At 67.2% G+C, this 24,859-nt stretch carries 21 protein-coding genes; 16 read left to right on the top strand and 5 right to left on the bottom strand.

What is annotated here, in order from left to right:
- The 4 genes from EER27_RS14735 to tssJ all read right to left on the bottom strand — a co-directional run.
- A partial coding sequence (locus EER27_RS14735; protein ID WP_263316941.1) for a contractile injection system protein, VgrG/Pvc8 family occupies positions 1 to 304 on the bottom strand: 304 nt, incomplete at its 3' end.
- A gap of 19 nt (positions 305 to 323) precedes the next feature.
- Positions 324 to 1,115, bottom strand: a complete 792-nt coding sequence (gene icmH, locus EER27_RS14730; protein WP_123088898.1) for a type IVB secretion system protein IcmH/DotU — start codon at positions 1,113 to 1,115, stop codon at positions 324 to 326.
- 13 nt (positions 1,116 to 1,128) lie between these two features.
- The gene (gene tssK / locus EER27_RS14725) at positions 1,129 to 2,460 is read right to left on the bottom strand and encodes a type VI secretion system baseplate subunit TssK (protein WP_123088897.1); all 1,332 of its coding nucleotides are present in this window, start codon (positions 2,458 to 2,460) and stop codon (positions 1,129 to 1,131) included.
- Positions 2,461 to 2,635: 175 nt separating this feature from the next.
- On the bottom strand, positions 2,636 to 3,310 hold the full coding sequence (tssJ, locus tag EER27_RS14720) for a type VI secretion system lipoprotein TssJ (protein WP_223807361.1): 675 nt from the start codon (positions 3,308 to 3,310) through the stop codon (positions 2,636 to 2,638).
- A gap of 213 nt (positions 3,311 to 3,523) precedes the next feature.
- Between tssJ and EER27_RS14715 the strand changes: the two genes are divergently transcribed.
- From EER27_RS14715 to EER27_RS14640, 16 genes are all read left to right on the top strand, one after another.
- The gene (locus EER27_RS14715) at positions 3,524 to 4,111 is read left to right on the top strand and encodes a tetratricopeptide repeat protein (protein WP_190285823.1); all 588 of its coding nucleotides are present in this window, start codon (positions 3,524 to 3,526) and stop codon (positions 4,109 to 4,111) included.
- A gap of 60 nt (positions 4,112 to 4,171) precedes the next feature.
- Positions 4,172 to 4,672: a type VI secretion system contractile sheath small subunit gene (tssB, locus tag EER27_RS14710; protein WP_123088894.1), complete on the top strand. Its 501-nt coding sequence runs from the start codon at positions 4,172 to 4,174 to the stop codon at positions 4,670 to 4,672.
- A 6-nt stretch (positions 4,673 to 4,678) separates the two neighbouring features.
- Positions 4,679 to 6,166 carry a type VI secretion system contractile sheath large subunit gene (gene tssC, locus EER27_RS14705; RefSeq protein ID WP_123088893.1) on the top strand — a complete coding sequence of 496 codons (1,488 nt, stop codon included), beginning with the start codon at positions 4,679 to 4,681 and terminating at the stop codon, positions 6,164 to 6,166.
- A 127-nt stretch (positions 6,167 to 6,293) separates the two neighbouring features.
- The gene (locus EER27_RS14700) at positions 6,294 to 6,791 is read left to right on the top strand and encodes an Hcp family type VI secretion system effector (RefSeq protein ID WP_123088892.1); all 498 of its coding nucleotides are present in this window, start codon (positions 6,294 to 6,296) and stop codon (positions 6,789 to 6,791) included.
- Between the two features lie 291 nt (positions 6,792 to 7,082).
- On the top strand, positions 7,083 to 7,574 hold the full coding sequence (tssE, locus tag EER27_RS14695; protein ID WP_123088891.1) for a type VI secretion system baseplate subunit TssE: 492 nt from the start codon (positions 7,083 to 7,085) through the stop codon (positions 7,572 to 7,574).
- A 53-nt stretch (positions 7,575 to 7,627) separates the two neighbouring features.
- Complete coding sequence (gene tssF / locus EER27_RS14690) at positions 7,628 to 9,463, top strand: type VI secretion system baseplate subunit TssF (RefSeq protein ID WP_123088890.1); 1,836 nt, start codon at positions 7,628 to 7,630, stop codon at positions 9,461 to 9,463.
- Entirely contained in the window at positions 9,427 to 10,515 is a 1,089-nt protein-coding gene (gene tssG / locus EER27_RS14685; protein WP_123088889.1) for a type VI secretion system baseplate subunit TssG, read from the top strand. Before tssF ends, tssG begins: the two co-directional genes overlap by 37 nt.
- 82 nt (positions 10,516 to 10,597) lie before the next feature.
- Positions 10,598 to 13,405 carry a type VI secretion system ATPase TssH gene (gene tssH, locus EER27_RS14680; protein WP_123088888.1) on the top strand — a complete coding sequence of 936 codons (2,808 nt, stop codon included), beginning with the start codon at positions 10,598 to 10,600 and terminating at the stop codon, positions 13,403 to 13,405.
- A gap of 71 nt (positions 13,406 to 13,476) precedes the next feature.
- A complete protein-coding gene (locus EER27_RS14675) occupies positions 13,477 to 13,827 on the top strand; it encodes a hypothetical protein (protein WP_123088887.1) in 351 nt (116 codons plus the stop codon).
- 138 nt (positions 13,828 to 13,965) lie between these two features.
- Complete coding sequence (locus tag EER27_RS14670) at positions 13,966 to 16,758, top strand: type VI secretion system Vgr family protein (protein WP_123088886.1); 2,793 nt, start codon at positions 13,966 to 13,968, stop codon at positions 16,756 to 16,758.
- Entirely contained in the window at positions 16,751 to 17,698 is a 948-nt protein-coding gene (locus EER27_RS14665) for a DUF4123 domain-containing protein (protein ID WP_190285822.1), read from the top strand. Before EER27_RS14670 ends, EER27_RS14665 begins: the two co-directional genes overlap by 8 nt.
- A 12-nt stretch (positions 17,699 to 17,710) precedes the next feature.
- Positions 17,711 to 20,899, top strand: coding sequence for a toxin VasX (locus EER27_RS14660; RefSeq protein WP_123088884.1), 3,189 nt, complete (start codon positions 17,711 to 17,713; stop codon positions 20,897 to 20,899).
- Between the two features lie 3 nt (positions 20,900 to 20,902).
- Positions 20,903 to 21,976 (top strand): hypothetical protein, encoded by a 1,074-nt coding sequence (locus EER27_RS14655; RefSeq protein WP_148041044.1) that lies wholly within the window; start codon positions 20,903 to 20,905, stop codon positions 21,974 to 21,976.
- A gap of 124 nt (positions 21,977 to 22,100) precedes the next feature.
- Positions 22,101 to 22,640, top strand: a complete 540-nt coding sequence (locus tag EER27_RS14650; RefSeq protein WP_148041043.1) for a hypothetical protein — start codon at positions 22,101 to 22,103, stop codon at positions 22,638 to 22,640.
- 75 nt (positions 22,641 to 22,715) lie between these two features.
- Positions 22,716 to 23,252 (top strand): hypothetical protein, encoded by a 537-nt coding sequence (locus EER27_RS14645; protein WP_148041042.1) that lies wholly within the window; start codon positions 22,716 to 22,718, stop codon positions 23,250 to 23,252.
- Between the two features lie 218 nt (positions 23,253 to 23,470).
- Positions 23,471 to 23,716 (top strand): hypothetical protein, encoded by a 246-nt coding sequence (locus tag EER27_RS14640; protein WP_123088880.1) that lies wholly within the window; start codon positions 23,471 to 23,473, stop codon positions 23,714 to 23,716.
- Positions 23,717 to 23,924: 208 nt separating this feature from the next.
- On the opposite strand, the gene EER27_RS14635 is transcribed toward EER27_RS14640, so the two are convergent.
- Complete coding sequence (locus EER27_RS14635) at positions 23,925 to 24,641, bottom strand: GntR family transcriptional regulator (protein ID WP_123088879.1); 717 nt, start codon at positions 24,639 to 24,641, stop codon at positions 23,925 to 23,927.
- Between the last annotated feature and the right edge of the window lie 218 nt (positions 24,642 to 24,859).

Raw genomic sequence — 24,859 nt, 5'->3', positions numbered from 1 at the left:
AGCCGCCGTCGCTGCCCAGCGCGGCGGCGTGCGTGCACCAGCCGTGCCAGTGGCGGTGGCCGCCGTCGGCATCGCGCAGGCGCAACGCGACGGGCTGCGCGACCAGGGCGTCCAGGTCGAGTGTGGCCGACGGCGACAGGCAGTCGATGTCGAAGCGGTAGTCGGCGCAGATTGCTTCGTGGCCGCGGAAGCGTTCGACCACCAGCGCACCGTCGAGCGCGCTGTCGATCTCGATCAGGCGTTCGTGTTGCGACAACAAGCCAAGCCAGCCGCCAGTGGCGGCTGCAAAATCGTGGATATCCATATCCGCGGGGTCTTTCTGATCAGGGCAGTGTGATGGTCAGGTGCGCGGTGCGCGCCGGCATCTGCACCACGTCGCTATAACCGGCCAGTTGACGATCGGTGTTGCGTTGGAGCATCGCGCTCATGCCGAAGTAGCACAGCGTGGCGACACCGGCGAACAGCGCCAGCGGTGCCCACAACGGCACCACCCGGCGCAGTGCATGGGCGATGCGATCCGGCGGCGCCCAGTGCGGCGCGAACGGCGCGCGGCGGCCCTTGAGGTAGGCGATCTCGTCGCCGAGGCGCGCCGTGAGGTAGCCCAGCTTCTCCGGACCTTCGAGACGGTACTTGCCTTCGAAGCCCAGCAGCAGGCAGTAGTGGTAGACCTCGAGCGATGCCAGTCGCGGTGCGCCCTGCGAGCGGAGTTGTTCGAGGCGATCGAAGAAATGTTCGCCGGCGAGGTGCTCGCCAAACAGGCGCAGCTGCAACGGGTTGCGCTCCCAGTCCTCGCGCAACGGCGAGGGCTGGGACAGCATCGCTTCGTCGACCGCTGCGCAGAACGCGTACTTCGCCGCGTACACGTCTTCGGAAGACACGCCGAGCTTGACCGCGCCGCGCTCGACGGTTTCCAGCAGGCGCTGGATCGATTCGACGAACGTGCTTTCGCTGCTCGGCAACTGGCCGCGCTTGAGCAGCATCAGCAGGTAGAAGCCGTCGGCCATCAGGTCGAGCAGGCTTCGCGCCGGCGCGGTGCCGGCGGCCGGGTTGCCGGACTGCTGGTCCGGTGTCAGCGACGGCATGCCCTGTGGCACGGGGGGATTGGGATAGTTCATGGCCGTGGCTTCTTCATGGGGTGAGCGCGATCAGTTCGAGCTTGAGGTCACGCACGCCGCTGGGCACGTAGATCATCAGCGACTGCGACTTGAGCATGCGTTCGTACAGCGGCCCACGCGGTTCGATCGCGAAGTAGTAGCTGCCCGGACGCACCGGGATCGCCGCGGGCACCTGCGCGGCATGGGTCAGCTTCACGCCCGGCAGCGCCGACAGCACGCACTTCTCGACATCGTCCGGCGCGCCGACCTTGAAGCGCACCGGCACCGTCTGCACCAGCTCGGGGCCGGGCAGGTCGGCGGCGACGCCCAGGTAGAACGCCGAGCCTTCATCGATGCGTTGCGAGTCGAGGCGACCCAGGTGGAACGACGGCTTGACCTCGCTGAGCGCGATGGCGAAGTAACGCGCCGAGATCACGGTGTCGATGAGCTCGCGGATGATCTCGAACAGCCTCACAAAGCCCGACTCCGGGCTGCCGTGCTGGTAGGTGGGCAGGTCGGCCAGCGAGTAGATCTTGGAGAAGGTGAGCAGCGAGCCGGCCAGGCGCAGCAGTTCCTGGTGCAGGCGTTCGGGATGCAGGCCCGGATGCCGGAACAGGTGGGACAGCGCGGCGAATGCCGAGTTGGTGGTGTGCAGCAGCCAGAACGAGGCGATATCGCCCGAGCGGAACTCGATCACCGACTGCGACGGTTCGCGATGCAGGCCATACAGCGCGTCGGTCTTGGCCTGCAGCGAGTCCAGCAGGCGCCGCAACTCGAGCTGCAGCAGCGGCGACGAGGCGATGGTGATGCTGGGGGCCAGGAAGGCTTCGTCGAACTCGAAGCCGCCCGTGGCGGTGCGCCGGACGCGTGCGACCGGTACGGTCACGTACGGATCGCGCGGTTCGTCGTCGGTGAGCAGGCGCACGGTCTTGCGCAGGAACGACATCTCCGCTTCGCCCGCGTCGGTGTAGAGATCGGGCGTGTTGCGGTTGTGCTGCATGTAACGCGTCGCGCCGCTGCCTTCGCCACCGCAGTTGCCGCCGTAATCCTTCAGCAACGGCAGTGCCAGGTGGATCGTGGTCGACTGCACGCCGGCCGGAAGGTTGGCCAGCGACAGTGCTTCGGGCAACTCGTCGTCGCCCGGCGCCGAGTACGCCTCGCCATCGGGAAACACCGCCGACAGCTGCTGCGCACGCAAGGTGCCGTTGGCCAACCCGGCCAGATCGAAGCGCGCCAACCGCACGCCCCAGGCGTAAGGGTGCACGGTGGCGGCGAGATCCTGCAGGCGCGCCTCGTGGTACGCGTCCTGGCGCTGGAAGTGTTGCGGGCGCAGGAACAGTCCCTCGCCCCAGAAAACCTTGGACATCCGACTCACGCTTGCCTCGCTGCGTTCATTCCAGCTGTTGCGGTGGTGCTTCGCCGATGTTCGCGCAAGGCGACATCCGACGGACGGCGCGCACGCGATCCATCATCGTGACGAAGCGGAAAGGGTTGCCGGGCTGCGGGCGCCGGCTCGACCGGCTGGCGATGACGGGCATCGCTCAGCGTCGGGTGCTGGCGCAATTGACCGCCGCCAGGCCGTGCGAATCGCCGGAAATCGGGGTCTGCAGCGCGACGCTCGACGTGGTCAGGGCGCAGGCGTGCAGGCCGACGGTGATGCCGTCCTGCTTCGCGGCCTGGCGGGCGTCGAAACTGAAGCGCCAACGGCTCGATGCCGGCGTGCGGAACAGTGCCACCACGCCCACGCTGCGCGCGTCCGCGGCCACGTCCTCGATCATCTCGTGGCGCTGGCCGGGGCGCAGCAGCACCTCGGTGACGCGCACCAGGTCGCTGCCCAGCGCGGCGCGTTCGCGCTCCTCGTCGAGGAACGCATCGAACGGGGTCTGCTCGAACTGCTGCATGTTGCGCAGCTGGTACACCCGCACCACCAGGGCCAGCGGGCGGGCACCGGTGCCGGCGTTGAGGTTCTCGCCGGCGTACAGCCGCAGCGGCACCGAAACCGGTTGCGGCGTGGGAGCCACCGGCGCCTTCAGGCCCATCGCCTCGAGGGTCTTGCCGACCGCCTTGCCGACCCCGCCGCCACTGGCGCAACCGCCAAGCGCCACGGCTGCCAGAACCGCCAGCAATGCCGTCGCCGCCGCGCGACGGCGGGTCCGGAGGCCTTGGGTGCCACAATTGGTCACTTTGCCGGGGCTGTCCATAGTGCGTCGCTCCATCGGGCTTGCGCCCCCTGTTTCGGGTTGTCCGGACTTGCGGGTCAAGCAGGTTCGGCCGATCCGGTAAGAATGCCGTCGCCGTGATGTCACCTTGACGACGGTATTAAAGGCTACTATATCGGCTCTGGGTGCTAACAAGTGTCATGATCTGACATTCCACAGGGATTGGGTCCGCATCGCCCCATGCGGCTCACACAGGGAGAGTGAATTCGCATGAAGCAGTACCCGTCTTTCGTCGTCGTCCGTTGCCTGGTGGCGGCCACCTTGCTGGTGAGCCTGACCGCCTGCGTGTCCAACCCCAAGAAGGGCGGCGGCAACTACTCCCAGTTGATCGGCCAGGCCGAATCCGAGGTCAGCGCAGGGCGCGTCGAGCCGGCGCTGGCTGCATTCAATGAGGCCGCCAAGGCCGATCCGACCAACAAAGAGCCGTGGGTGCGCAGCGCCCAGCTGGCCTTCGATGCCGGCAACTACGGCCGCGCGATCACCGCCGCCGAGGAAGTCCTGCGCCGTGATCCGGCCGACCTCGTCGCCGACAGCGTTCTGACCGTCAGCGGCCTTCGCGTCGCCGTGCAGTCGCTGCAGCGCCTGCAGGCCAACGGCGCGCTCGCCACCTCCGACACCGCCCGCAAGGAAGCCGAACAGCTGGCTTCCGCACTGCGTTCGACGATGGGCGAATCCCCGTCCCGCGCCTCCTCCACGCCGGCTCCGTGCCGCGGTTCGCGTTGCGGCCGCCCGGCCGCCCGCCCGCAGCCGCAGCCGCAGCCGCAGGCCAAGCCGAGCGACGAAAACCCGTTCCGTTGAGTTCCAGGCGGTGGCCGCGTTGCCGCCGCCCGTCCCGCCTATCGTCAGGGAGACGATGTGATGTCCAAGAAGGAAAGCATCCAGAAGCGCCTGCAGAAAGTGCGCCCGCCGCGCGTTCAGCTCACCTACGACGTGGAAAAGGGTGACGCGATCGAGCAGAAGGAAATCCCGTTCGTGGTCGGCGTTCTCGGCGACTTCAGCGGCAATCCCGAGCAGCAGCTGCCGCGCATCAAGGACCGCAAGTTCGTCAATGTCGATCTCGACAATTTCGACGAAGTCATGGAAGGCATGGCGCCGCGCACCGTCTACCGCGTGCCCAACAAGCTCAGTGACCAGGGTGGCGAATTCGCCGTCGAGCTCAAGTTCAACTCGATCGAGGACTTCCGTCCCGAGTCCGTGGTGCAGCAGGTCGAGCCACTGCGCAAGCTGCTCGAAGCGCGCTCCAAGCTCGCCGATCTGCGCAACAAGCTGGCCGGCAACGAGAAGCTCGAAGACCTGCTGACCGACGTGCTCAACAACACCGAGCAGCTCAAGAAGCTCGGCCAGGCTGACCAGGAGTAAGCGACGATGAACGGAGAGGCAGCAAGGGCACCAATGGCCGCCGGTGGGTTGGCCGAGGTCGGCCTGCTCGACCAGATCGTCGAGCAGAGCAAGGTCGCCAAGTCCGACGCCGAGCACAAGCGTGCCAAGGACATCATCTCCGAGCTCGCGCGCGAGGTGCTGGAAGGCACCGTGGTGGTCTCGGACAATCTCAACCTGACCCTCGACGCGCGCGTCGCCGAGCTGGACCGGATGATTTCCGAGCAGCTCACCGCGGTCATGCACCACGCCGAGTTCCAGAAGCTCGAAGGCACCTGGCGCGGCCTGCACTACTTGTGCGGCCAGACGTCGACCGGCACGCAGATCAAGATCAAGGTGCTGAACGCGAACCAGAAGGACCTCGTCAAGGACTTCAAGTCGGCGATCGACTTCGATCAGAGCGCGCTGTTCAAGAAGGTCTACGAGGAAGAGTTCGGCACGTTCGGTGGTTCGCCGTTCGGCGCGCTGATCGGCGACTACAACATCGGCCGCCAGCCCGAGGACCTTTACTTCGTCGAGCAGATGTCGCACGTCGCCGCTGCGGCGCACGCGCCGTTCATCGCCGCGGCCAGCAACGAGATGTTCGGCCTGGAAAGCTTCACCGAGCTGGGCAAGCCGCGCGATCTGGCCAAGGTGTTCGACACCGTCGAGTACGCCAAGTGGAAGTCGTTCCGCGACTCCGAGGACAGCCGCTACGTCGGCCTGACGCTGCCGCGCTTCCTCGGCCGCCTGCCGTACAACCCGAAGGACGGCACCACGGTCGAAGGCTTCAACTTCGTCGAGGACGTCGACGGCGCCGACCACTCCAAGTACCTGTGGTGCAACACCGCCTATGCCTTCGGCGCACGCCTGACGCGCGCGTTCGAGGACTTTGGCTGGTGCGCCGCCATCCGCGGCGTTGAAGGCGGTGGCCTGGTCGAGGAACTGCCGACCCACACCTTCCGTACCGACGATGGCGAAGTCGCACTGAAGTGCCCGACCGAAGTGGCGATCACCGATCGCCGCGAGAAGGAGCTCAGCGACCTCGGCTTCATTCCGCTGGTCCACTGCAAGAACACCGACTATGCCGCGTTCTTCGGCGCACAGTCGGCGCAGAAGGCCAAGAAGTACAACACTGACGCAGCCAACGCCAACGCCGTGCTGTCGGCCCAGCTTCAGTACATTTTTGCCGTGTCGCGCGTCGCCCATTACCTCAAGGCGATGATGCGGGAGAAGATCGGCAGCTTCGCCTCGGCAGGGAACGTCGAGGATTTCCTCAACCGGTGGATTGCCCAGTACGTGCTGTTGGACGACAACGCTACGCAGGAAGCGAAAGCGCAATACCCGCTGCGAGAGGCCTCAGTGCAGGTTTCGGAAGTGCCAGGCAAGCCCGGTGTGTATCGGGCAGTGGCCTTCCTCCGTCCGCACTTCCAGCTCGACGAGCTTTCGGTCTCGTTGCGTCTGGTTGCCGAACTCCCGGCAGGTTCCAAGAAGTAACGCAACACCGAAGGGGCGCAGACCCCGGCCTGTCCGCACCTCCATCGCGGCAGGCTGGCTGTAAACCGACGCCGGGCACGACCCGGCACTCAATCTCACGGAAGAACGGAACAAAGGAAACCAGATCATGCAGCATGCCTTTCTGAGCATCGACACCATCAAGGGCGAGTCCAAGGACTCCGAGCACAAGGACTGGATCGAAATCGAGTCCTTCAATCAGGACGTCCTGCAGCCGCGTTCGGCCACCGCGTCGAGCGCCGGCGGCACGACCGCTGCCCGCGTTGAAATGAGCCCGATCGAGATCAACAAGCGTATCGATCTCGCTTCGACCGCGTTGTTCCAGGCCTGTGCCGGCGGCACGACCTTCCCGAAGGCGCAGATCCAGTTCATGCGCGCCGACAAGGACGGCAAGGCGATCAATTACTACACGATCGAACTGCTGAACGTGCTCGTGCACCGCGTCAACACCACCATGGGCCACGACGGCATGCCGTCCGAGTCCGTCCAGCTGAGCTTCGGTGCGATCAAGTGGTCGTACACGCAGCAGAAGCCGGAAGGTGGAATCGGCGGCAAGACCATTGCCCAGTGGAGCAACACCAAGAACACCCCGCAGCTCGCGGTTTGATGTTGTAGTCGATGCGGTGGCGGCCGAGGCCGCCACCGCGTTCGCGGCCCTTGCGTGGCGAGTGGCCGGGCGGTGGCAAGGACGTCGGCGGGTGCCGGTGCCGTTGCCAACAGCCGATGCTGCTCCCGGCTGTCGTTGTGCGGATCGCAGGGCTGGTCGCGGCATGCCGTCACGGCGCTGCGTCGCAATCCCGGATTCCGCCCCGCGGGTCCTGCCTTCGGGCGCTCATCGGTGCGCAGGACGTTCACCTGCCCGCACCCCTGGTCGCCGACCCCACGGCGGAATGGAAGCATGAAAGGATTCGAACCCAGCCTGCTCGAGAAACTGTTCGACGACGAACCGCGTGCCCGTGCGGCTACGGGTTTGTTCAAGTCGATCTCGCTCGACCAGTACAAGGAATCGGTGGCGCGCGACCTCGAAGGTCTGCTCAACAGCCGCGCCGCATTCTCCGAGGAATCGCTCAAGGCCTTCCCGCACTGCCAGAAGTCGTTGATGACTTACGGACTGCGCGACTTCTCGACCATGAGCCTTTCCAACGGCTACGACCGCGCAGCGATCTGTCGCTCGCTGGAGCAGTCGATCGCGCGCCACGAAGCGCGCCTGCACAACGTGCGTGTGTCGCTGGAGCCCAATGCGCGCAGCATCGGCGGCCTGCACTTCTCGATCCACGCCCTGCTCGACGTGCAGCCTGCACGCGAGCCAATCAGTTTCGATGCGCTGCTGCAGCCGAGCACCTTGCAGTACTCGGTGAGTCGCCTGCGCCGTACCGCGGCGGTGGCCTGAACATGCGCGACGCGTGCACCAATGCCAGCCGGCTCCACGGAGGCGCCTGAGCGATGGAAGATCTGCTCCCGTACTACGAGCGCGAGCTTGCGTACCTGCGCCGTTACGGCCGCGAATTTGCTGAGCGTTACCCCAAGATCGCCGGGCGCCTGCTGCTGTCGGGCGATGGCAGCCAGGACCCACATGTCGAACGTCTGATCGAGTCGTTCGCGCTGCTCAGCGCGCGCGTCAACAAGAAGGTCGAGGACGACTACCCCGAGTTCACCGAAGCACTGCTCGAGGTGCTTTACCCGCATTACCTGCGCCCGTTCCCGTCGTGCTCGATTGCGCGATTCGACATGGGCAACGGCCTGGCCAAGCTCAGCGCGCCGGTCACCCTCGAGCGCGACACGCTGCTGCACTCGCGCAGCGTGCGCGGCGTCAGCTGCCGGTTCCGCAGCTGCTACGACGTGGTGCTGGCGCCGATCCGCCTGAACGCGGCGACCTTCAAGTCGATCGCCGAAGCGCCCATGGCCGTCAGCTTGCCGCAGGGCGTCGGTGGCCAGATCTCGCTGTCGTTCGAACTGCTCGGCGACCACATCTCGCCCGCTGCGCTGGGTCTGGAGACCTTGCGTCTGTTCACCGATGGCGAACCCTCGTTCTGCTCGGCGTTGCGCGACACGCTCGCCCTCGGCGTGCGCGCGGCCTTTGTCGAGGTCACCGGCACGCACCGCTGGCATCGTCTCGACAAAAACCCACTGCAGCAGACCGGTTTCCGCGAAGACGAGTCGCTGATCGATTTCCCCGAGCGCTCGCACCCGGCCTACCGGTTGCTGACCGAGTTGTTCGCGTTCCCCGAGAAGTTCGGATTCTTCGATCTCGACCTGCACGCGCTGCGCGCGCACGCGGGTGCGTCCTTCACCGTGCACCTGGTGCTGGCATCGCAGCCGCCGGACTCGCCGACCACCCGCGTGCTGGAGGGCCTGACCCGCGACAACGTGCTGCTGGGCTGCACGCCGGTGGTCAATCTTTTCGCCCAGCACGGCGAGCCGATCCGCGTGACGCACCGCGCCGCGACCTACCCGGTGGTGGCCGACGCGCGTCGGGCGTTCGCCTACGAGGTGTACTCGATCGACTCGGTGCGTCGCGTGCGGCAAACCCCGCAGGGCGAACAGATCACCGAGTTCCGTCCGTTCTACTCGTTGCACCACGGCGAGACGCCCGACCAGACCGGCCACTACTGGGTCGCACATCGGGACGAAGACGTCGCGCGCCACAGCCCGGGCTTCGAGACCGAGCTGTCGTTCGTCGATCTCGACTTCAACCCGGTGCTGCCGCAGACCGACGTGGCCAGCATCGAACTCACCTGCAGCAACCGCGACCTGCCCAACATGCTGGCCTACGGCGTGCAGGGCGGCGACCTCACGCTGGAGGGTGGCGGCGTCGCGCGCACGATTTCGCTGCTGCGCAAGCCCAGCAAGCCGCTGCGATTCGATCGCGGCCGCGGCGCCCACTGGCGCCTGATCTCGCACCTGTCGTTGAACCACCTGTCGTTGACCCAGAGCGGCCTGCCCGCGCTCAAGGAAATGCTGCGTCTGTACGACATGGCCCGCTCGGCGGTGACCAGCCGGCAGATCGACGGCATCGTCGGTCTCGAGCACGTGCCGACAACGGCATGGTTGCCCGGCAAGCACTTCGCCAGCGTCGTGCGCGGCGTCGAGATCCGCCTGACCATCGAGGAAAACAGTTTCGTCGGCGCCGGCATCGCCGCCTTCACCCGCGTACTCGACCATTTCTTCGGCCTGTACGTGCACGCCAACAGCTTCACCCAACTGGTCTTGCTGTCGTCCGACAGCGGCGAGGAAATCGTCCGATGCGCACCGCGAAGCGGCGAGTCGATCCTGGTGTAGCGCAGCAGCTGCTCGCCGAACCCCAGCGCTTCCAGTTCTTCCAGGCGCTTCGGATCCTCGAGCGGTTGTTCGTGCGCCAGGGCCATCGCGTCGAAGACGTGGTGCCGCGCAAGGTGCGCTTCATGAACTCGATGTCGCTTGGCTTCGCGCCCAGCGAGATCGAATCGGCGCAGGCATTCGCCAGCGACGGCATGGCCCTGGACCGCAGTGCCGCGATCGAGCACGCGGTGACCATGGAGGACCTCGGCGAGGTTCACATCACACCGGCGTTCATGGGCTTGCTGGGTGCGGGCGGCGTGTTGCCGCTGCACTACACCGAGCGTCTGTCCGAGCGCGAGACCTACCACCGAGACCGCGCCGCGCGCGCGTTCCTGGACGTGTTCACCAACCGTGCGGTGGCACTGCACTACGCCGCGTGGAAGAAGCACCGGCTGGCGCTGCAGTACGAGCTGGACAACAACGAGCGCTTCCTGCCGCTGGTGCTGTCGCTGTCGGGCGTTGGCATGCAGTCGCTGCGTCGGCGCATGGTCGATGGCGAAGGCGACGTGTTCGACCAGGCCATCGCGCACTACGCCGGTGCGATACGCCAGCACCCGGTATCGGCGGTGCTGCTGCAGCGCATCCTGTCGGATTACTTCAATGTCAGCGTGCGCATCGAGCAGTTCGTCGGTGCCTGGTACGCGGTACCCGGCGCGCAGCGAACCCGTCTTGGCGTGGGCAACGCGCAGCTGGGTTCCACCGCACTGGCCGGCGAGCGCGTCTGGCAGCGCGACCTGCGCATGCGACTGTGGATCGGACCGCTGGACCGCGGCCACTTCCACGACTTCCTGCCCGGCGGCTCCGCGGCAAAGGCGTTGGCCAAGTGGCTGACCCTGCTGACCGGCGCCTGCCTCGAGTACGAAGTGCGCCTGACGCTCAAGGCCGAGCACGTGACCGGCATCCGCATGGGCGCCGGTGGCGGCGCACGACTGGGCTGGGACAGCTACGTGTGTTCGCGTCCATCGGAGACGCCGCGGTCGGACACCCGCTACGGCATCCACACCCTGCAATGACACGGGCAAGACATCACCGCCCACGCCACCCACGCACCGCCGCCCTCCCATCCACCAGACACCCACCGCAGAGCCGCGCCGCATGAGCATCAACCTCAAGACCCTGATCGGAAAGCTCAACGACACCTGCCGCAGCTCCGCCGAGCGCGCCGCCAACCTGTGCATGGCGCGTGGCCACTACGAGGTGGACCTCGAACACCTGTTCCTGGCGTTGCTCGAGCAGCCCAAGAGTGACCTGGCGCTGATCGCGCAGCGCTGCGGCGTCAAGCCCGAAAGCCTGCGCCAGGACCTCGAACGCGAGATCGGCAACTTCAAGAACGGCAACACGCGCACGCCGGTGTTCTCGCCCCACCTGCCGACCCTGTTCGAGCACGCGTGGCTGATCGCCTCGCTCGACTCGCAGACCACGCGCATCCGCAGCGGCCACCTGTTGCTGGCGATGCTGACCGAGCCGGACCTGTCGCAGCTGGCGTATCGCGGTTCGGCGCAGTTCGCGCGGATCAAGCGCGACGAACTCAAGCACAACTTCGCCAAGCTCACCGAGGGCTCGCAGGAGGCCGGTGACGTGCGCTTCGCCGATGCCGGCAATACCGATTCATCGGCCGAGGGCGACGCCGCCGACAATGCCGACGCGGCCAAGAACGGCCTGTCCAAGACGCCGGCGCTGGACCAGTTCACCACCAACCTCACCCAGCGCGCGCGCGACGGCCACGTCGACCCGGTGATCGGTCGCGATGCCGAGATCCGCCAGATCGTCGACATCCTGATGCGTCGCCGCCAGAACAACCCGATCCTCACCGGCGAAGCCGGCGTCGGCAAGACCGCCGTGGTCGAGGGCCTGGCGCTGCGCATCGCCGAGAAGGACGTGCCGCAGGTGCTGCAGGGCGTTGAGCTGCACACGCTCGACATGGGTCTGCTGCAGGCCGGCGCGAGCGTCAAGGGCGAGTTCGAGAACCGCCTGAAGAACGTCATCGACGAGGTCAAGAAGAGCCCGCACCCGATCGTGCTGTTCATCGACGAGGCGCACACCATGATCGGCGCCGGCGGTCAGGCCGGCCAGAACGACGCGGCCAACCTGCTCAAACCCGCGCTTGCGCGCGGCGAGCTGCGCACCATCGCCGCCACCACGTGGGGCGAGTACAAGAAGTACTTCGAGAAGGACGCCGCGTTGGCCCGCCGCTTCCAGGTGGTCAAGGTCGAGGAACCCACCGAGGTGCTGTGCGCGGCGATGCTGCGCGGCATGGTGCCGCTGATGGAAAAGCACTTCGGCATCCGCGTGATGGACGAGGCCATCACCGAGGCCGTGCGCCTCTCGCACCGCTACATCAGCGGGCGTCAGCTGCCGGACAAGGCGGTCAGCGTGCTCGATACCGCGTGCGCCAAGGTGGCTCTCGGGCAAAGCGCCACCCCGGCGATCATCGAGGAAACCACCCGGCACCTGGAGCGCCTGGAGGTCGAGCTGGCCGCGCTGAACCGCGAAACCGCCGGCGGCGCCAAGCACGGTGAACGCCTGGCCGAGCTGGCCGAACAGCAGGTCCAGGCGCGCCAGGTACTGGCCGACAACGAGAAGCGGCTCAAGCAGGAAACCGAAATCGCGCAGAAGATCCAGGCGCTGCGCGCCGGGCTCGAAGCCGATGCGGCGGCTGCCCAGAATGCCGACAAGGGCAACGCCGACGCCACCAGCGACGCGTCCGATGCGGGCGGCGCCGATGCAGAGGGCGACGTCGCCGTTGCCGCGCCGCCCAAGACCACCAAAGGCAAGGCAGCCAAGGCCAAGGCCGGCAGCAGCGCGCTGAGCCCCAAGCTCGCCGAACTGGACCTGCTGCTTGCCGAGCTGCGCGCGCTGCAGGGCGAAACGCCGATGGTCCCGCTGCAGGTGGACGGCACCGTGGTCGCCGAGATCGTCAGCGCCTGGACCGGCGTCCCGCTGGGCCGGATGGTCAAGGACGAGATCCGTGTCGTGCGCAGCCTCAGCCCGCTGCTGGGCGAGCGCGTGATCGGCCAGGACCACGCGCTCGACGCCGTCGCACAACGCGTGCGCACCGCCAGCGCCAAGCTCGAGGACCCGAACAAGCCGCGCGGCGTCTTCATGTTCGTGGGCCCTTCGGGTACCGGCAAGACCGAGACCGCGCTCGCGCTGGCCGACATCCTCTACGGCGGCGAGCGCAAGCTGATCACGATCAACATGAGCGAGTACCAGGAGGCGCACAGCGTGTCCGGCCTCAAGGGCTCGCCGCCGGGCTACGTCGGCTATGGCGAAGGCGGCGTGCTGACCGAAGCCGTGCGTCGCAACCCGTATTCGGTGGTGCTGCTGGACGAGGTCGAGAAGGCCCACCCGGACGTGCTGGAGATGTTCTTCCAGGTGTTCGACAAGGGCATGATGGATGATGCCGAAGGCCGCGAGATCGACTTCCGTAACACGCTCATCATCCTGACCAGCAACATTGGATCGCCGCAGATCATGCAGGCCGCGCTCAACAAGCCGGCCGAGGAAATCCCGGCGGCGGCCGAGCTGGCCGACGCGCTGCGCCCGGTGATGCTGAAGTCGTTCAAGCCGGCGTTCCTCGGTCGCCTCAAGGTGGTTCCGTACTACCCGATCGCCGACGAAACGCTGGTGCGCATCATCGAGCTCAAGCTCGGCCGGATCCGCGATCGCATCCGCGCCAACCACAAGGCCGCGTTCGAGTGGGATGAAGGCCTGGTCGAGGCCGTGCTGGCCCGCTGCACCGAGGTCGACTCGGGCGCGCGCAACGTCGACCACATCCTCAACGGCACGCTTCTGCCGGAAATTGCCGAATCTGTGCTCGCGCGCATGGCCGAGGGCGGCCGAATCGAGAAGATTAAGGTGACGGCCGGCAAGAACGGCGCGTTCAAGTACAAGATCAACTGAGTCACGGCGCCACCACCGCATCACCCCCTGCCGCGCGAGCGCGGCCCGCATCGACAACAAGGAGCTCCACCATGAACGGACAGTTACGCGAGAAGGTGATCCGAAACTGCAGCGACAAGTGGTCGCGCCAGTACCAGCCCGATGGCCTGGGCGTGCGCGTGTGGCAGAAGCTTGGCCCGGAGCACGTGATCAAGCTGCTGGAAGATGCCGCGGCGCCGGCCCGCACCGATGCCAATGCCCTGCTGCGCCAGCTGGCCAGCACGCCGTGGCGGATCGGCGCGACCGTGCACAGCGGTGGCAAGGGCGACGCGGAACGCGGCGCCGACCCGAACGCGCACATCACGTTGTCGGTCGGCGGCAGGGGCTACCACCTGCGTTGCCGTGAACAGCCGGGGCTGCACGTGATCGCCATCACGGCGTGATTCGCGGTGGGCGGAGCGCCGGAGCCGTAGGGTTCCGGCCATCCGCCTGTCAGCGTGACAGGGCGCAGGTACGAACGATTCGCGAAGACCCCGATGGGCCTTCGCCATGACGGAACGGTTTTTCAGGAGGCGAATGCCATGGATGTCCTCGCCACGGTGCTGACCGCGATGGTCGGTGGTCCGGTACAGAACGAACGCCTGCTGCGGCTGCATACGCCGCTGGGTCCCGAGGTGCTGGTCGCCGAGACGCTGGATGGCGTCGAGTCGCTGTCGCCCGGAGCGCACGCCGAGGCCGGCTTTCGCCTTGAGCTGACGGCGCTGTCGGTCGATGCCCACATCGACCTGACGCAGCTGCTGGGCCAGCCGGTGCTGCTGGAGCTGCTGACCGACGCGTCGCGCACGCAGCTGCGGCCGTTCCACGCGCACGTCACCCGCTTCGAGCGACTGGGCAGCAACGGCGGCCTGGCGCGCTACCGGCTGGTGCTGGAGCCGTGGCTCGCGTTCGCCCGCCAGCGCATCGACAGCTACGTGTTCCAGGACATGACGGTGGTCGAGATCGTCGAGTCGGTGTTTGCCGACTACGCCGATGCCGGCAAGCTGGCGCCGGCCTGGCGCTGGGAGCTGGCCGACCAGTCGGTGTACCGCAAGCGCAGCCTGACCACGCAGTACCAGGAGAGCGACCTGGCGTTCGTCGAGCGCGTGCTGGCCGAGGAGGGCATCGGCTACTGGTTCGAGCACCGCGGCGACACCGGCGGCGAGAGCCTGGGCACACACACCCTGGTACTGGCCGACCACAACGACGCGTTCGTCGATGCCGGTGCAGTGCGTTTCCACCGCAGCGATGCCACCGAGCGCAGCGACAGCATCCAGCACTGGTCGTCCACGCGGCGCTGGCAGACCACGCGCCTGCAACGCGCCAGCTGGGACTACCGCAGCCGCGGCCTGCGTCCGAGCGAAGCCGAGGGCACCCAACACGGCGGCGTGGCCATTGCCGACGTCGACACCGCCGGCCCGTACGCCTGGCCCGACGCGGCCACCGGCGCGCGTTACGCGCGCCAGCAGCTCGAAGCGCTGCAGGTCGCCGCCGACAGCGTGCACGGCGGCGGCAGCTGGCGCGTGCTCGCGCCCGGCGCGCGCTTCGTGCTGCGCCAGCATCCCAACCACGAGGGCGCGGCGTTCCACTGCCTGCGCGTGCAACACCGCGCACGCAACAACCTCGGCGCGGAGGTGTTCGAACAGGTCGAGGCGCAACTGGGCCTGGTCGCCTTGCCGACGCTGCCGCTGGGCGAGGTGTTCGGCGGCGCGGCGCCGGCCGACGAGGGCCTGTCGGACACCGCGATCCATCTCGACACCGCCACCGCCACCGATTTCTACCGCAACGCCTTCGACGCGCTGCCCGCGGCGGTGCCGTACCGGCCGCAGACCGTCGACGGCCACGGCCTGCGACGGCACCCCAAGCCGACCGTGCACGGCACCCAGACCGCGATCGTGGTCAGCGACGGCACGCCACTGCAGACCGATCGCGACCACCGCCTCAAGGTGCAGTTCGCCTGGCAGCGCGGCGGCGACGCCAGCAACCGCCAATCGCACCCGGCCGGCGACGACAACGCGCCGGGCAACGACGCGGCCTGGACCTGGGTACGCGTGGCCACGCCGTGGGCCGGCGACAACTGGGGCGGCGTGCTGCTGCCGCGCAAGGGCCAGGAAGTGCTGGTCGCGTTCCTGGAAGGCGACATCGACCGGCCGGTGGTGATCGGCGCGGTCTACAACGGTCGCGGCCAAACCGACGCCGCGCACAACCGGGTGGCCGGCGGGGCCGCCGGTGCCACCGGCAACGCGGCCGCGTGGTTCGACGGCAACGCGCACGCGCCGGTGTTCACCGGTTTCAAGAGCCAGGCGCTGGCCGACAGCCAGGGCGGCAGCGGCGGCTACCAGCAGTTGCGCCTGGACGACACGCCCGGCCAGGGCCGCGCCCAGGCCACCACCACCCAGCACGACAGCGAACTCAACCTGGGCCACCTCAAGGGCGGCGAAGACAACCTGCGCGGGGCCGAGCGCGGCTTCGGTGCCGAACTGGCGACGCGGGCGAGCGGCGCGCTGCGCGCCGGCGCCGGGCTGTTGATCAGCACCGAGCCCGGCCGCGAGCAGATGGCCGCCAGCGGCGCACAATCGCAGCTGGGCAAGTCGACGCAGCTGGTGCAGTCACTGGCCGGGGCGGCCAGCGCGCAGACCGCGGGGCTCCCCGACGACAGCGGCGACCTGCCGGTGCAGACCACCCTGGCGACCACGGCCGAAACCCTCAAGGCCACGCAGAGCGGCAGCGCCCCCGGCGACGGCATCGGCGGTGGCGACGGCGAGGTGCCCGGCTGGTCCAGCTCGGCCATCGTCGCCAGCAGCCCGGCCGGTCTGGTCAGCGTGACCCCGGCCGACCAGGTGTGGGTATCGGGCACACAGACCCTGCTGGCCGCCGACGGCGACCTGCAGTGGCTGAGCCAGGGCGAGACGGTGCACGCAGCGGCCGGCGGCATCGTGCTGTTCACCCAGGGCGGCGAGGCGCCCGCGGGCAAGCCCAACCAGGAGCGCGGCATCGCCCTGCACGCCGCACAAGGCGCGGTCAGCGCCCGCGCGCACAAGGAAATCGCCCGCGTTGCCGCGCAGCTCAACGTCACCCTGTCCAGCACCGAGGCCGACGTCAGCATCGCCGCCCCCAGCAAACACGTGCTGGTCACCGCGGCCGGCGCCTACCTGAAACTCGAGGGCGGCAACATCGAACTGGGCGCGCCGGGCACCATCGAGTTCAAGGCCAGCAAGAAGGAGTGGACCGGGCCGAAGAGCGCGAGCGCGGCGAAGGTCGAGCTGCCCTCTGCCAGCTACAAGGGCTGCGATTTCAAGATGCAGAATGCCGCCCAGGGTGGAGCTGGACTTGTCTGAGTCAGCAACGGCGGCGGCGGCGGCGGCGCTCGCGGCGTCGTACGAGCGCCTGCTGGCGCTCGTCGGCCACGGGCAATCGTTGCATGCGGTGATCGATCCGGTGCTGGGCGACCCGTTTCAGGCCGAGACCGCGCGAAGCGCGGCCGTGGCGATTGCCGTTCGCCACCCCGAAATGAAGGCCGCGCAGTTCCCGTACCTGTTGCCGCTGGGCGACTTTGGTCGGGACGACGTGATCGACCGTTCGCTTGCCGCCAGCCTGCGACAGGCGATGCGCGGCGATGAGGAAAAGCCGCAAGGCCGCTCGATCTGCGGCTGGGTGGTCACCGACGCTGCGCCCGGCGTGCTGGCCGCGCACCTGGCCGAACGCGCGCGACTTCGCGTCGGACAGGAGATGAAGCTGCTGCGCTTCTGGGATCCGCGCGTGCTCGATCTGCTGCAGGCGTCGTTGAAGCCCGCGCAGGTGGATGCCTTGCTTGGCCCCGCGCGCTCGTGGTCATGGCTGGCGCGCGACGGCAGCCTGCGCAGCATCGCGCGCAGCGAGTCGGCCGCGAGCCACGTGTCCGAAAGCAACGGCTGGCAGTTCGACTCGCTGCAGGTCCGCAGCCTTTTCCAGGCCGAGCACGTCAATCGCACGCTCGATGTGTTGCAGGACATGGGCCATGCCGTGGTCGACGCGGACCTGGTGACGCGTGTCGCCCACCTGATCGGTCGCGGCGCCAAGGAGTGGGGGCTGGAAACCGATCGCGACCAGGTGACGTACGCGCTGTACGGCGTCCTGGTCGGCGAGGGGTTCGACCGGGTGGAAGACGTCCGCGCGGCTATGGCCGAAGCGTGGGCCGAGGGCATGTCGCCCATCGATGCATTGGATCGTTTCGACGAGCAGTACTGGACCAGGCTTGGGGAAGGCCCCCGGTCGGATGCGCCAACAAGAACCGTCTAAGGAGAGATAGTCATGGCCGACACGGGCATTGCCGCGGCAAAGCGCGGCGCAGCAGCCAACACCACAGCGAAGAAGTCCGGCGCGCCGTGCCCGAATTGCGTGAAGGAAGGACTGGCCATCTTGCCGGTCATTTCCGGCGCGTTCTCGAAGACGGAATCGTTGCCCGCCGTGTTTCCGCTGGAAGACCTCACCGTCTCCACTGAACTGAAGGCGCTCAGCAATGGTCTGACCACCAAGGACCTCACCGAGCACTGGTACTTCATGCGCGCGCTGCGCGCGGGCTACCTGTACGTGCTCAAGCCCGACAAGACCTGGGACGCCTACCTCGTCGACAGCTCCGGCCTGCTGCAGGCCATGCCGTCGTCGGGCATGCCCGAGTCGCCCGATGGCATCGGGCCGATGGACAAGCCCGGCGCGTGCAGCCGCTCGGAGCACAACAACGTCGCGCTGCAGTTCTTCGTGCTCGATCCCAAGCGCACGAAGGAAGTCTGGATGGCCTTCAGCCGCTACCGCTGGACGCCCAAGGTGATGAAGGCCTACGCCGACAACGTCGACGGCCTTCGCGACAGCCGCATGACGCGCCTGGACGTGGTGTCTGCGGCCGCAGGCAAGCTGGGCGGCTATGAGGGAAGCCCGGTTCCGCACGGCATGAAGATGACGGCGTCGATCGGCAACTACGTCGCCGACTACTCGTCGCCGGCCACGCGCACCAAGATCAACAAGTCGCAGGTCGAGCCGCTCCACGATCGCGGCGCCAGCGCAACCATGCCGCTGATGACCCTGGCCAACGGCACGGTGCTGGCCACGGCGATGGCCACCGCCTCCAAGAACACCGAGGCCAAGGTCGGGGCGATCGTGCTGCTCGACGACATCGTCGGCGTCACCCGCCAGCTCAACGGCTACCGCAACCGGATTTCCGCCGATGCCGCCGCGGTGTCGGGCATGGGCGACCCGGTGCGCACGCGCAAGCGCGTCATCGCCGACATCATCGAAGGCATCCGCGCCAACGCCGAGGCGAACCCGGGGCCGTGGTGGGATAAAAACTACGGTCCCGACCGCTACCTGCGGCACATCAACCAGGCCGACTGGCAGGCCACCCGGCAGGAATCGAAGCAGTTCACCTCCCTGCTCGAGTACGTCAAGAAGGTCAGTGCCGATTACTGCTCGGTGAAGGAATCCGCGCAGTGGAAGCGGGTGCAGCGCAGCGACTTCGACGATACCGACCACCGCTCCGCATTGGACCGATGCGACATGATCGCCAGTTCCGTGGCCGGCTCCGGGCGGACGAAGCTCGAGCGTGACCTGGTCTGGTACCCGGCCCTGGACATGGAGCCCACCGATCCGGACAACTGGCTGGCACGTGCGCTCACGGGCGACCACAGGCCATTCCTCGAGTACCTGGCCGGCAATCCCGGCGACCAGGACGAGGCGTACGACACGGTCAAGGAAGCCACCCAGCTGTCCGACTTGCTGACCGGTAAGGCCATCACGCAGGTCAACGTCTTCCGTGCCTCGATCCGCGCCCAGCGCGCGGCGAACGAGGCAATGGCCACCCTGGTCGAATCCAGCGCGGGCATCCTGTTCGATCTGCGTCGCGACAATCCCAAGGCTTACAAGAAGCTGATCCGCAAGGTGGCGTTGTCGTTGCTCACGCGCGATGACGTCGTCATGCGCCCGGTGGTGGTCAAGGGCACCTGGAACCGAATCGCCGGAAAGATCATGGAGATCGCCACCGGCGCGCCACGTATCGGCGGGAGCGCGCCGATACGCACCGTGCCCAATGCCGGCCGAGGGCCCTATCTGGCCACCCAGGGCAACCTGGGTGGCAAGGGCTGGGGGCTGTCGCAAGGCCTCGACGGCGCGATCGTCCTGGACCTGCCCAACAGCCGGGCGGAAGCCGCGGAAACCGTTGCCTGGGTGGCCAACAAGCTCGAATCGGGCGGGCAGCTCGATCCAAAAGTCGTCCGCAGGATGGGGCTGGAGAACCTGGATCTCGCTTCGCGCGCTGGCGCCAACGACAACCCGTTCCAGCGCAACCACATGAGCATTATCGGCAAGAAGGCCGAAGTGGGACTGAGCTCGGGCGCGCTGTTCTTCCAGGTCAACGCCATGGTCGGTGCGGTGACCGACTACTTCAAGAAGGACGAGGGCCTGCGGGACGCCGGCGACCTGCGGGACATGCGCGTGGGCATTACCGTTTCGGCGCTGGCGGGCCTGGGTGCGGGGATGGACATGTGCCTGGCCGTGCAGTCGCTGCGTGGCGCGCAGGTGGCTTCCAGGCAACTCATGCAACGCTGGTCGGCTCGCCTCGGCTTGGCCGCCGGTGTGATCGAAGGTGTCTACGGCATCGCCAAAGGCTTTGGCAAGGCCCAGGGTGGTGACGTCGATTCCGGGCTGTGGACGATGGGCTCTGGCGTAGCGCTCGTGCTGGGCAGTGCGGCGGCCTATGGTGCATCGACCGGTGCGGTCCTGGGCATTGGTGCAAGCCTGGGTCCCGTGGGTTGGGCGCTGCTGATCATCGGCTTCCTGGGCCTGGCGTTGTACTGCGCCTGGCAAGCATTCGGGACCGACGACGAGAACATGTTGCCCGTCGAGTACTGGCTCGACAACGGCATCTTCGGCAAGGGTGCGCACCGGACCGGCAAGACGGCCGTCAACAGTCCGTACTACGTGACAAAAAGCAAGACCGTCTCATTGTTTGCGGTTCTGGAAGAGGAAATCTATGGCCTGCAGAAGGTGACCCTGGTGGGCCAAGGGCGCTTCGGCAAGATGAGTGACAGCCACGGCTACAGCCTGCACTTCAGCTACCACATCGCACTCCCGCGCTACGCCAAGGGCAGCCGACTGGAGCTGGAGTTCACTGCCATCTACAAGGGACAACGCATCCCGGCCGGAGGCATCGTCTGCGAAGACGGCAAGCCCAAGCCATCGCGTTCGGACATCACCAAGAAGTTCACGGGCATGCGCAAGGACCCAGAGCTCAAGGTCGACGCGAAGTCCGGCGTGATGGAGCTGGAGGGCTACTTCTCCACGATGCAGGACGAGACCTGGGCCGAGAACGTGATCGAATGGATCGTTGGCACCGAATCCAATCCCGATGCCCAGTACGCCGACGCCATGGAACTGCGCGGCAGCTACTGGCCCGATGTGGTCAACCTTCCCAACCTGGCAACCGTGTTCGAGTATCCGCCGAAGAAGTAACCGATGAGTCTGGTTCTCCCGTTTCGCTCCGTCCCTGACACCAGTGGGCCGAGTTGCCTGCTGTTGCCTTCGCGAGGCGAGCCCGCCACCGATCAGCCCGACGGTGCGGGGCAGGTACGCGACATCAATCCCGCGTACCTGGAGTTCGTGCAGACCGAGCGCAACAGCTGGCGCGGATTCGGCTGGGTGCTGGGCGGCGGCGGCGGGTTGATGTGCCTGCTCATGCTCGCGCCATTGGTGTGGTCGATGGTGCACGCGGCACCGAAGGTCGGCCCGTTGGTCGCGTACGGACTGTCCGCTTTCGTGATGCTGCTTCCGCTGGTGGGCGCCTTCATCGCCTACCGCGCAGCGCGCCTGCCCATGGCGCCCGTCATCCTGAGCCGGCGACTGCGTCGCTTCTACTACTGGAAGGATCGCAAGTCCGGTTGGGTCAGCGTCGACTACGACCGCGCGGTGGCGTTGATCAACATGAACGTCGTGGCCACCCAGGCGGGTGGCTACGTGGGTTTTCGCCTGCACGTGGTCGACATGGAACCCGCCGGCCGTCGCATCCTGGCGCAGATACCCGTCTCCGAAGCCGCCCGCAGCCACGAAGTAGGTTGCGGGTTGTGGGAGTTCATCCGTCGCTACATGGACCGAAGCCAAAAGCAGCTGCCGGCGGTCCCGTACCGACCGTTACCGGGCGATCGCGCCTCCTTGTACGCGCGTATCGAGCGGGATATCTACACAGGCTATGTGGATGCGGAACATCGACTCCCGCCTGGGTTCTTCCACACGTTCTACTTCGGCTTTTCGGCGATGCTGGAGTACTGGTACTACCGCGCCATGGCCTGGATCGAGCGGACCGCGCCGCGCCCGGCGCTGCCTCCGGAGCTGACCGAGGCCATGACATGGGAAGGCGACAACCCCTACACGATCACGCCGCCGACGGGGCTCGAACGCGACGCGATGGAAGGCCGCTTACCCCAGGTCAATGCCCGGTGGCGCGTCGCCCACGTGCTGTCCACACTGTTGTATGGCGGCGCCTTCGTCGGGATGGTCTGGATGGGCTGGTCCATGGCGGCGGAGCTCGGTTGAACCCACCGGCTCGTCGCCTGTCCATACGTTGCCGGTCGAAGCATCATCGTCGAGTCCAGCAGGTGGCTGTTCTGGGCCAACGCACTCATCGTGAGCCCCGGGCTCGCACACTTCCGGAGACCCCATGTCCCTGACTTCCCGAAACGCTTCCCTCCGAACGATGGCGTCGGTGCTGGCCCTGCTGCTGGGTGCAACGGGCTGTGCCGATGCAACGGACGGTCCGACAGGTCCGGATTGGCGACGTGTCATGCCCGACATGGGGGATGGGCAGGAGATCGATATCAACTCACTTGTTGCCCACGAAGGCGGCTGGACGAGCTGGGCAAGGTCGCCCGTGTGGGAGCGCGACATTCCGAAAGGCATCGACGTGCCGCCGCAAAGCAAGCTTCACATCCTGATGCATGCCGATTGCGGCAGCGATTCGGCCGACGTGCGCCCCCTTGAGTTGAAGATCGTCGCGCCGTCCGGGGAGGTCATCCACGCTGCCAAGGCGGGGCAACCCGGAGTCGAAGCGCTCACGTCCATCAACGGGATTTCGTACGGGCAGGCGACGGTTCCGATGATCTGCGCTGCCGCCGCCGCGCGCTGCGAAGGCGACGCGCTCGAGTGGCCTTTGCCCACACGCGACGACCCGCGGTTCGTTCCCACATGCAAGGCGTTCTGACCGATTGAGTGCGCTGGCAGGTCTCGGCCAATTCGCTCATAGCGAGCCTTGGGCTCGCACTCTTCCGGAGCACCCATGCCCCTGATTTCCCGAAACCCTTCCGTCCGAACGATGGCGTCGGTGCTGGCCCTGCTGCTGGGCGCAATGGGCTGTGCCGATGCAGCAGACGGTCTGACAGGCCCGGATTGGCGGCGCGTCATGCCCGACATGGGGGATTGGCACGAGATCGATGTCAACTCACTCGTGCCCCACGAAGGCGGCTGGGCGGCGTGGACGAAGTCGCCCTCAAGGGAGGTCGACATGCCCGAAGGCATGGCCCTCGCGCCCGGCGGCAGCGTTCGGGTCCGCATGCACGTCGAGTGTGGCCAGCACTCAGTCGCTGTGCGCTTCCTGGAGGCGCGATTCCTCGCGGCCGACGGCCAGCTGGTGCAAGCCACGACATTCGGCGATCCGGATACCGACGGGTTTCCGTCGCCGGGCGCCGTTTCGTACAAGCAAAACGCCATCCCAATGATCTGCGCTGCCGCTGCCGCACGTTGCGAAGGCGACGCGCTCGAGTGGCCGCTGCCCACCGACGACCCGCGCTTCGTTCCCACGTGCAAGGCGTTCTGATCGACTGAGTGCATTGGCTGGTGTCGGCAAACACACTCATCGCGAGTCTTGGGTTGCCCGTTGGACGCACGACGGATACCCGACGATCGCGATGACGACGTGTACGGCGAATCGCGGTCGTCCCACATTCGTCGTCGTGCACGGAATGCCGCGTGGGTACCCTCGCAGTTTGGCTATGATCCGGCGTCCGCCCTTACGAACAACCCAAGGAGTACGCAATGAGCCAGCCCAAAAGCCACCTCGAAATCGCCCTGGCCGCCATTCACGTGTTTGGCAATGACGGCCTGCTGGATGTCGCCGAGTTCGACAAGCTGATCGCCTTGGCCTCGCGCGACGAGACGATCGACGAGGACGAGAAGCGCGTGCTCAACAACATCTTCATCCAGGCCGAGCAGACCAAGATCGACCCGTCCGTCGCCGCGCGGATCGCCCAGGTGCGTGCACAGCACGGTATCGGCGCGTAACGACGGCGGGCCTTGTGTCGCGGCGACGGCACGAGGTGCCGCGCGACGGATTTGTCGAATCCACGACGTTGCCGCGTTGCGGCGTGCCCCACGGTCGTCGCCGCCGGGCTTCGGGGCCGGGCGATCCCCGACCCCTTCGAATGACCCTGCACGGCGGCGGTGGCCGTGCGCGACGGTAGGCAAGCCCTGCCGTTCGCGCCGTGGCGGTCTACTTGCGCGCGCCGCGCCGCGAGGTGCCCGCGCCCGCGGCGACGTCCGAGGCCGCCTGGCGCTGCTCTTCGCCGTGCAACTGGACGCGCAGATCCTCGATCGCCGAGAGGATGTGGCCGGCGGTGAGTTGCGTGAGCAGCGGGATATCGCGCTGCAGCCAGGCGTCGAGCAGGGCGCGGTGCTCGTGCAGCGCGCGGTCCTCGCGGCCTTCGGGCTCGAGGTGCTTGCGTGCGTAGCGTTCCGAGAGCACGTGCAGGCGCTCGACCAGTTGCGTGGTCAGGCGCTGTCGGCACGGGCGGACCAGCGACAGGTGGAAATCGCGGTTGAGGATGGCGGTCTCGGCTGGATCTGCGCGCGCGCAGCATTCTTCCAGGGCCGCCAGCGCGGCACGCGCAGTCAGGCGATCGTCCTCGTCGGCATTGCGACTGGCCAGTGCGGCGGCGTCGGGCTCGATCTTGGCGCGTAGCGCAAACACCTCTTCGGCCTCCGCCCTGGACAGCGGTGAGACGTGGAAGCCGCGGTTGGGGTGCGAGGCGATCAGGCCGTGCTGTTCAAGCCGTCCCAATGCTTCGCGCAGCGGAATCTTGCTGATTCCGAGTTCCTCGGCCAGGGCCTCCTGACGGATGGGGGCCAGGGGCGGGATCGCGCCGGTAAGGATGCGTTCGCGGACGACATCAAAGGCCTGGTCCGACAGCGTCCTGCTTACGATGCTCATGGGATAGGGGGGTCTCCGAAAGCGCGCGCGGGTTCCGCGTGCAGTGATGCGGGGGCAGCGTCTGAAGCATATCCCGCGACGCCGGGTCATCGGTGCATCCGCCCATGCCTGACGAACGGCTGTGCCAGCGTGCTGGAACGTGCCTTGGGTCACGGCTGAACGAAAAATAACGTATACGATTTGCGTTACAGGTTTGTGCGGCCGTCTGCCGACGCCTG

The sequence above is a fragment of the Montanilutibacter psychrotolerans genome (assembly GCF_003719825.1).
Lineage (GTDB): Bacteria > Pseudomonadota > Gammaproteobacteria > Xanthomonadales > Xanthomonadaceae > Montanilutibacter > Montanilutibacter psychrotolerans.
The sequence above is the reverse complement of the archived record's forward strand: the minus strand, read 5'-3'. Positions and strand labels throughout refer to the sequence as shown.

Excerpts from the sequence above, each read along its gene's own strand:
- EER27_RS14650 (WP_148041043.1), top strand. The coding sequence starts at position 22,101 with ATGTCCCTGACTTCCCGAAACGCTTCCCTCCGAACGATGGCGTCGGTG.
- EER27_RS14700 (WP_123088892.1), top strand. The coding sequence starts at position 6,294 with ATGCAGCATGCCTTTCTGAGCATCGACACCATCAAGGGCGAGTCCAAG.
- tssE (WP_123088891.1), top strand. The coding sequence starts at position 7,083 with ATGAAAGGATTCGAACCCAGCCTGCTCGAGAAACTGTTCGACGACGAA.
- EER27_RS14670 (WP_123088886.1), top strand. The coding sequence starts at position 13,966 with ATGGATGTCCTCGCCACGGTGCTGACCGCGATGGTCGGTGGTCCGGTA.
- tssF (WP_123088890.1), top strand. The coding sequence starts at position 7,628 with ATGGAAGATCTGCTCCCGTACTACGAGCGCGAGCTTGCGTACCTGCGC.
- EER27_RS14655 (WP_148041044.1), top strand. The coding sequence starts at position 20,903 with ATGAGTCTGGTTCTCCCGTTTCGCTCCGTCCCTGACACCAGTGGGCCG.
- EER27_RS14640 (WP_123088880.1), top strand. The coding sequence starts at position 23,471 with ATGAGCCAGCCCAAAAGCCACCTCGAAATCGCCCTGGCCGCCATTCAC.
- EER27_RS14675 (WP_123088887.1), top strand. The coding sequence starts at position 13,477 with ATGAACGGACAGTTACGCGAGAAGGTGATCCGAAACTGCAGCGACAAG.
- EER27_RS14635 (WP_123088879.1), bottom strand. The coding sequence starts at position 24,641 with ATGAGCATCGTAAGCAGGACGCTGTCGGACCAGGCCTTTGATGTCGTC.
- icmH (WP_123088898.1), bottom strand. The coding sequence starts at position 1,115 with ATGAACTATCCCAATCCCCCCGTGCCACAGGGCATGCCGTCGCTGACA.
- EER27_RS14660 (WP_123088884.1), top strand. The coding sequence starts at position 17,711 with ATGGCCGACACGGGCATTGCCGCGGCAAAGCGCGGCGCAGCAGCCAAC.
- tssK (WP_123088897.1), bottom strand. The coding sequence starts at position 2,460 with ATGTCCAAGGTTTTCTGGGGCGAGGGACTGTTCCTGCGCCCGCAACAC.
- tssB (WP_123088894.1), top strand. The coding sequence starts at position 4,172 with ATGTCCAAGAAGGAAAGCATCCAGAAGCGCCTGCAGAAAGTGCGCCCG.
- tssJ (WP_223807361.1), bottom strand. The coding sequence starts at position 3,310 with ATGGAGCGACGCACTATGGACAGCCCCGGCAAAGTGACCAATTGTGGC.
- tssH (WP_123088888.1), top strand. The coding sequence starts at position 10,598 with ATGAGCATCAACCTCAAGACCCTGATCGGAAAGCTCAACGACACCTGC.
- tssG (WP_123088889.1), top strand. The coding sequence starts at position 9,427 with ATGCGCACCGCGAAGCGGCGAGTCGATCCTGGTGTAGCGCAGCAGCTG.
- tssC (WP_123088893.1), top strand. The coding sequence starts at position 4,679 with ATGAACGGAGAGGCAGCAAGGGCACCAATGGCCGCCGGTGGGTTGGCC.
- EER27_RS14645 (WP_148041042.1), top strand. The coding sequence starts at position 22,716 with ATGCCCCTGATTTCCCGAAACCCTTCCGTCCGAACGATGGCGTCGGTG.
- EER27_RS14715 (WP_190285823.1), top strand. The coding sequence starts at position 3,524 with ATGAAGCAGTACCCGTCTTTCGTCGTCGTCCGTTGCCTGGTGGCGGCC.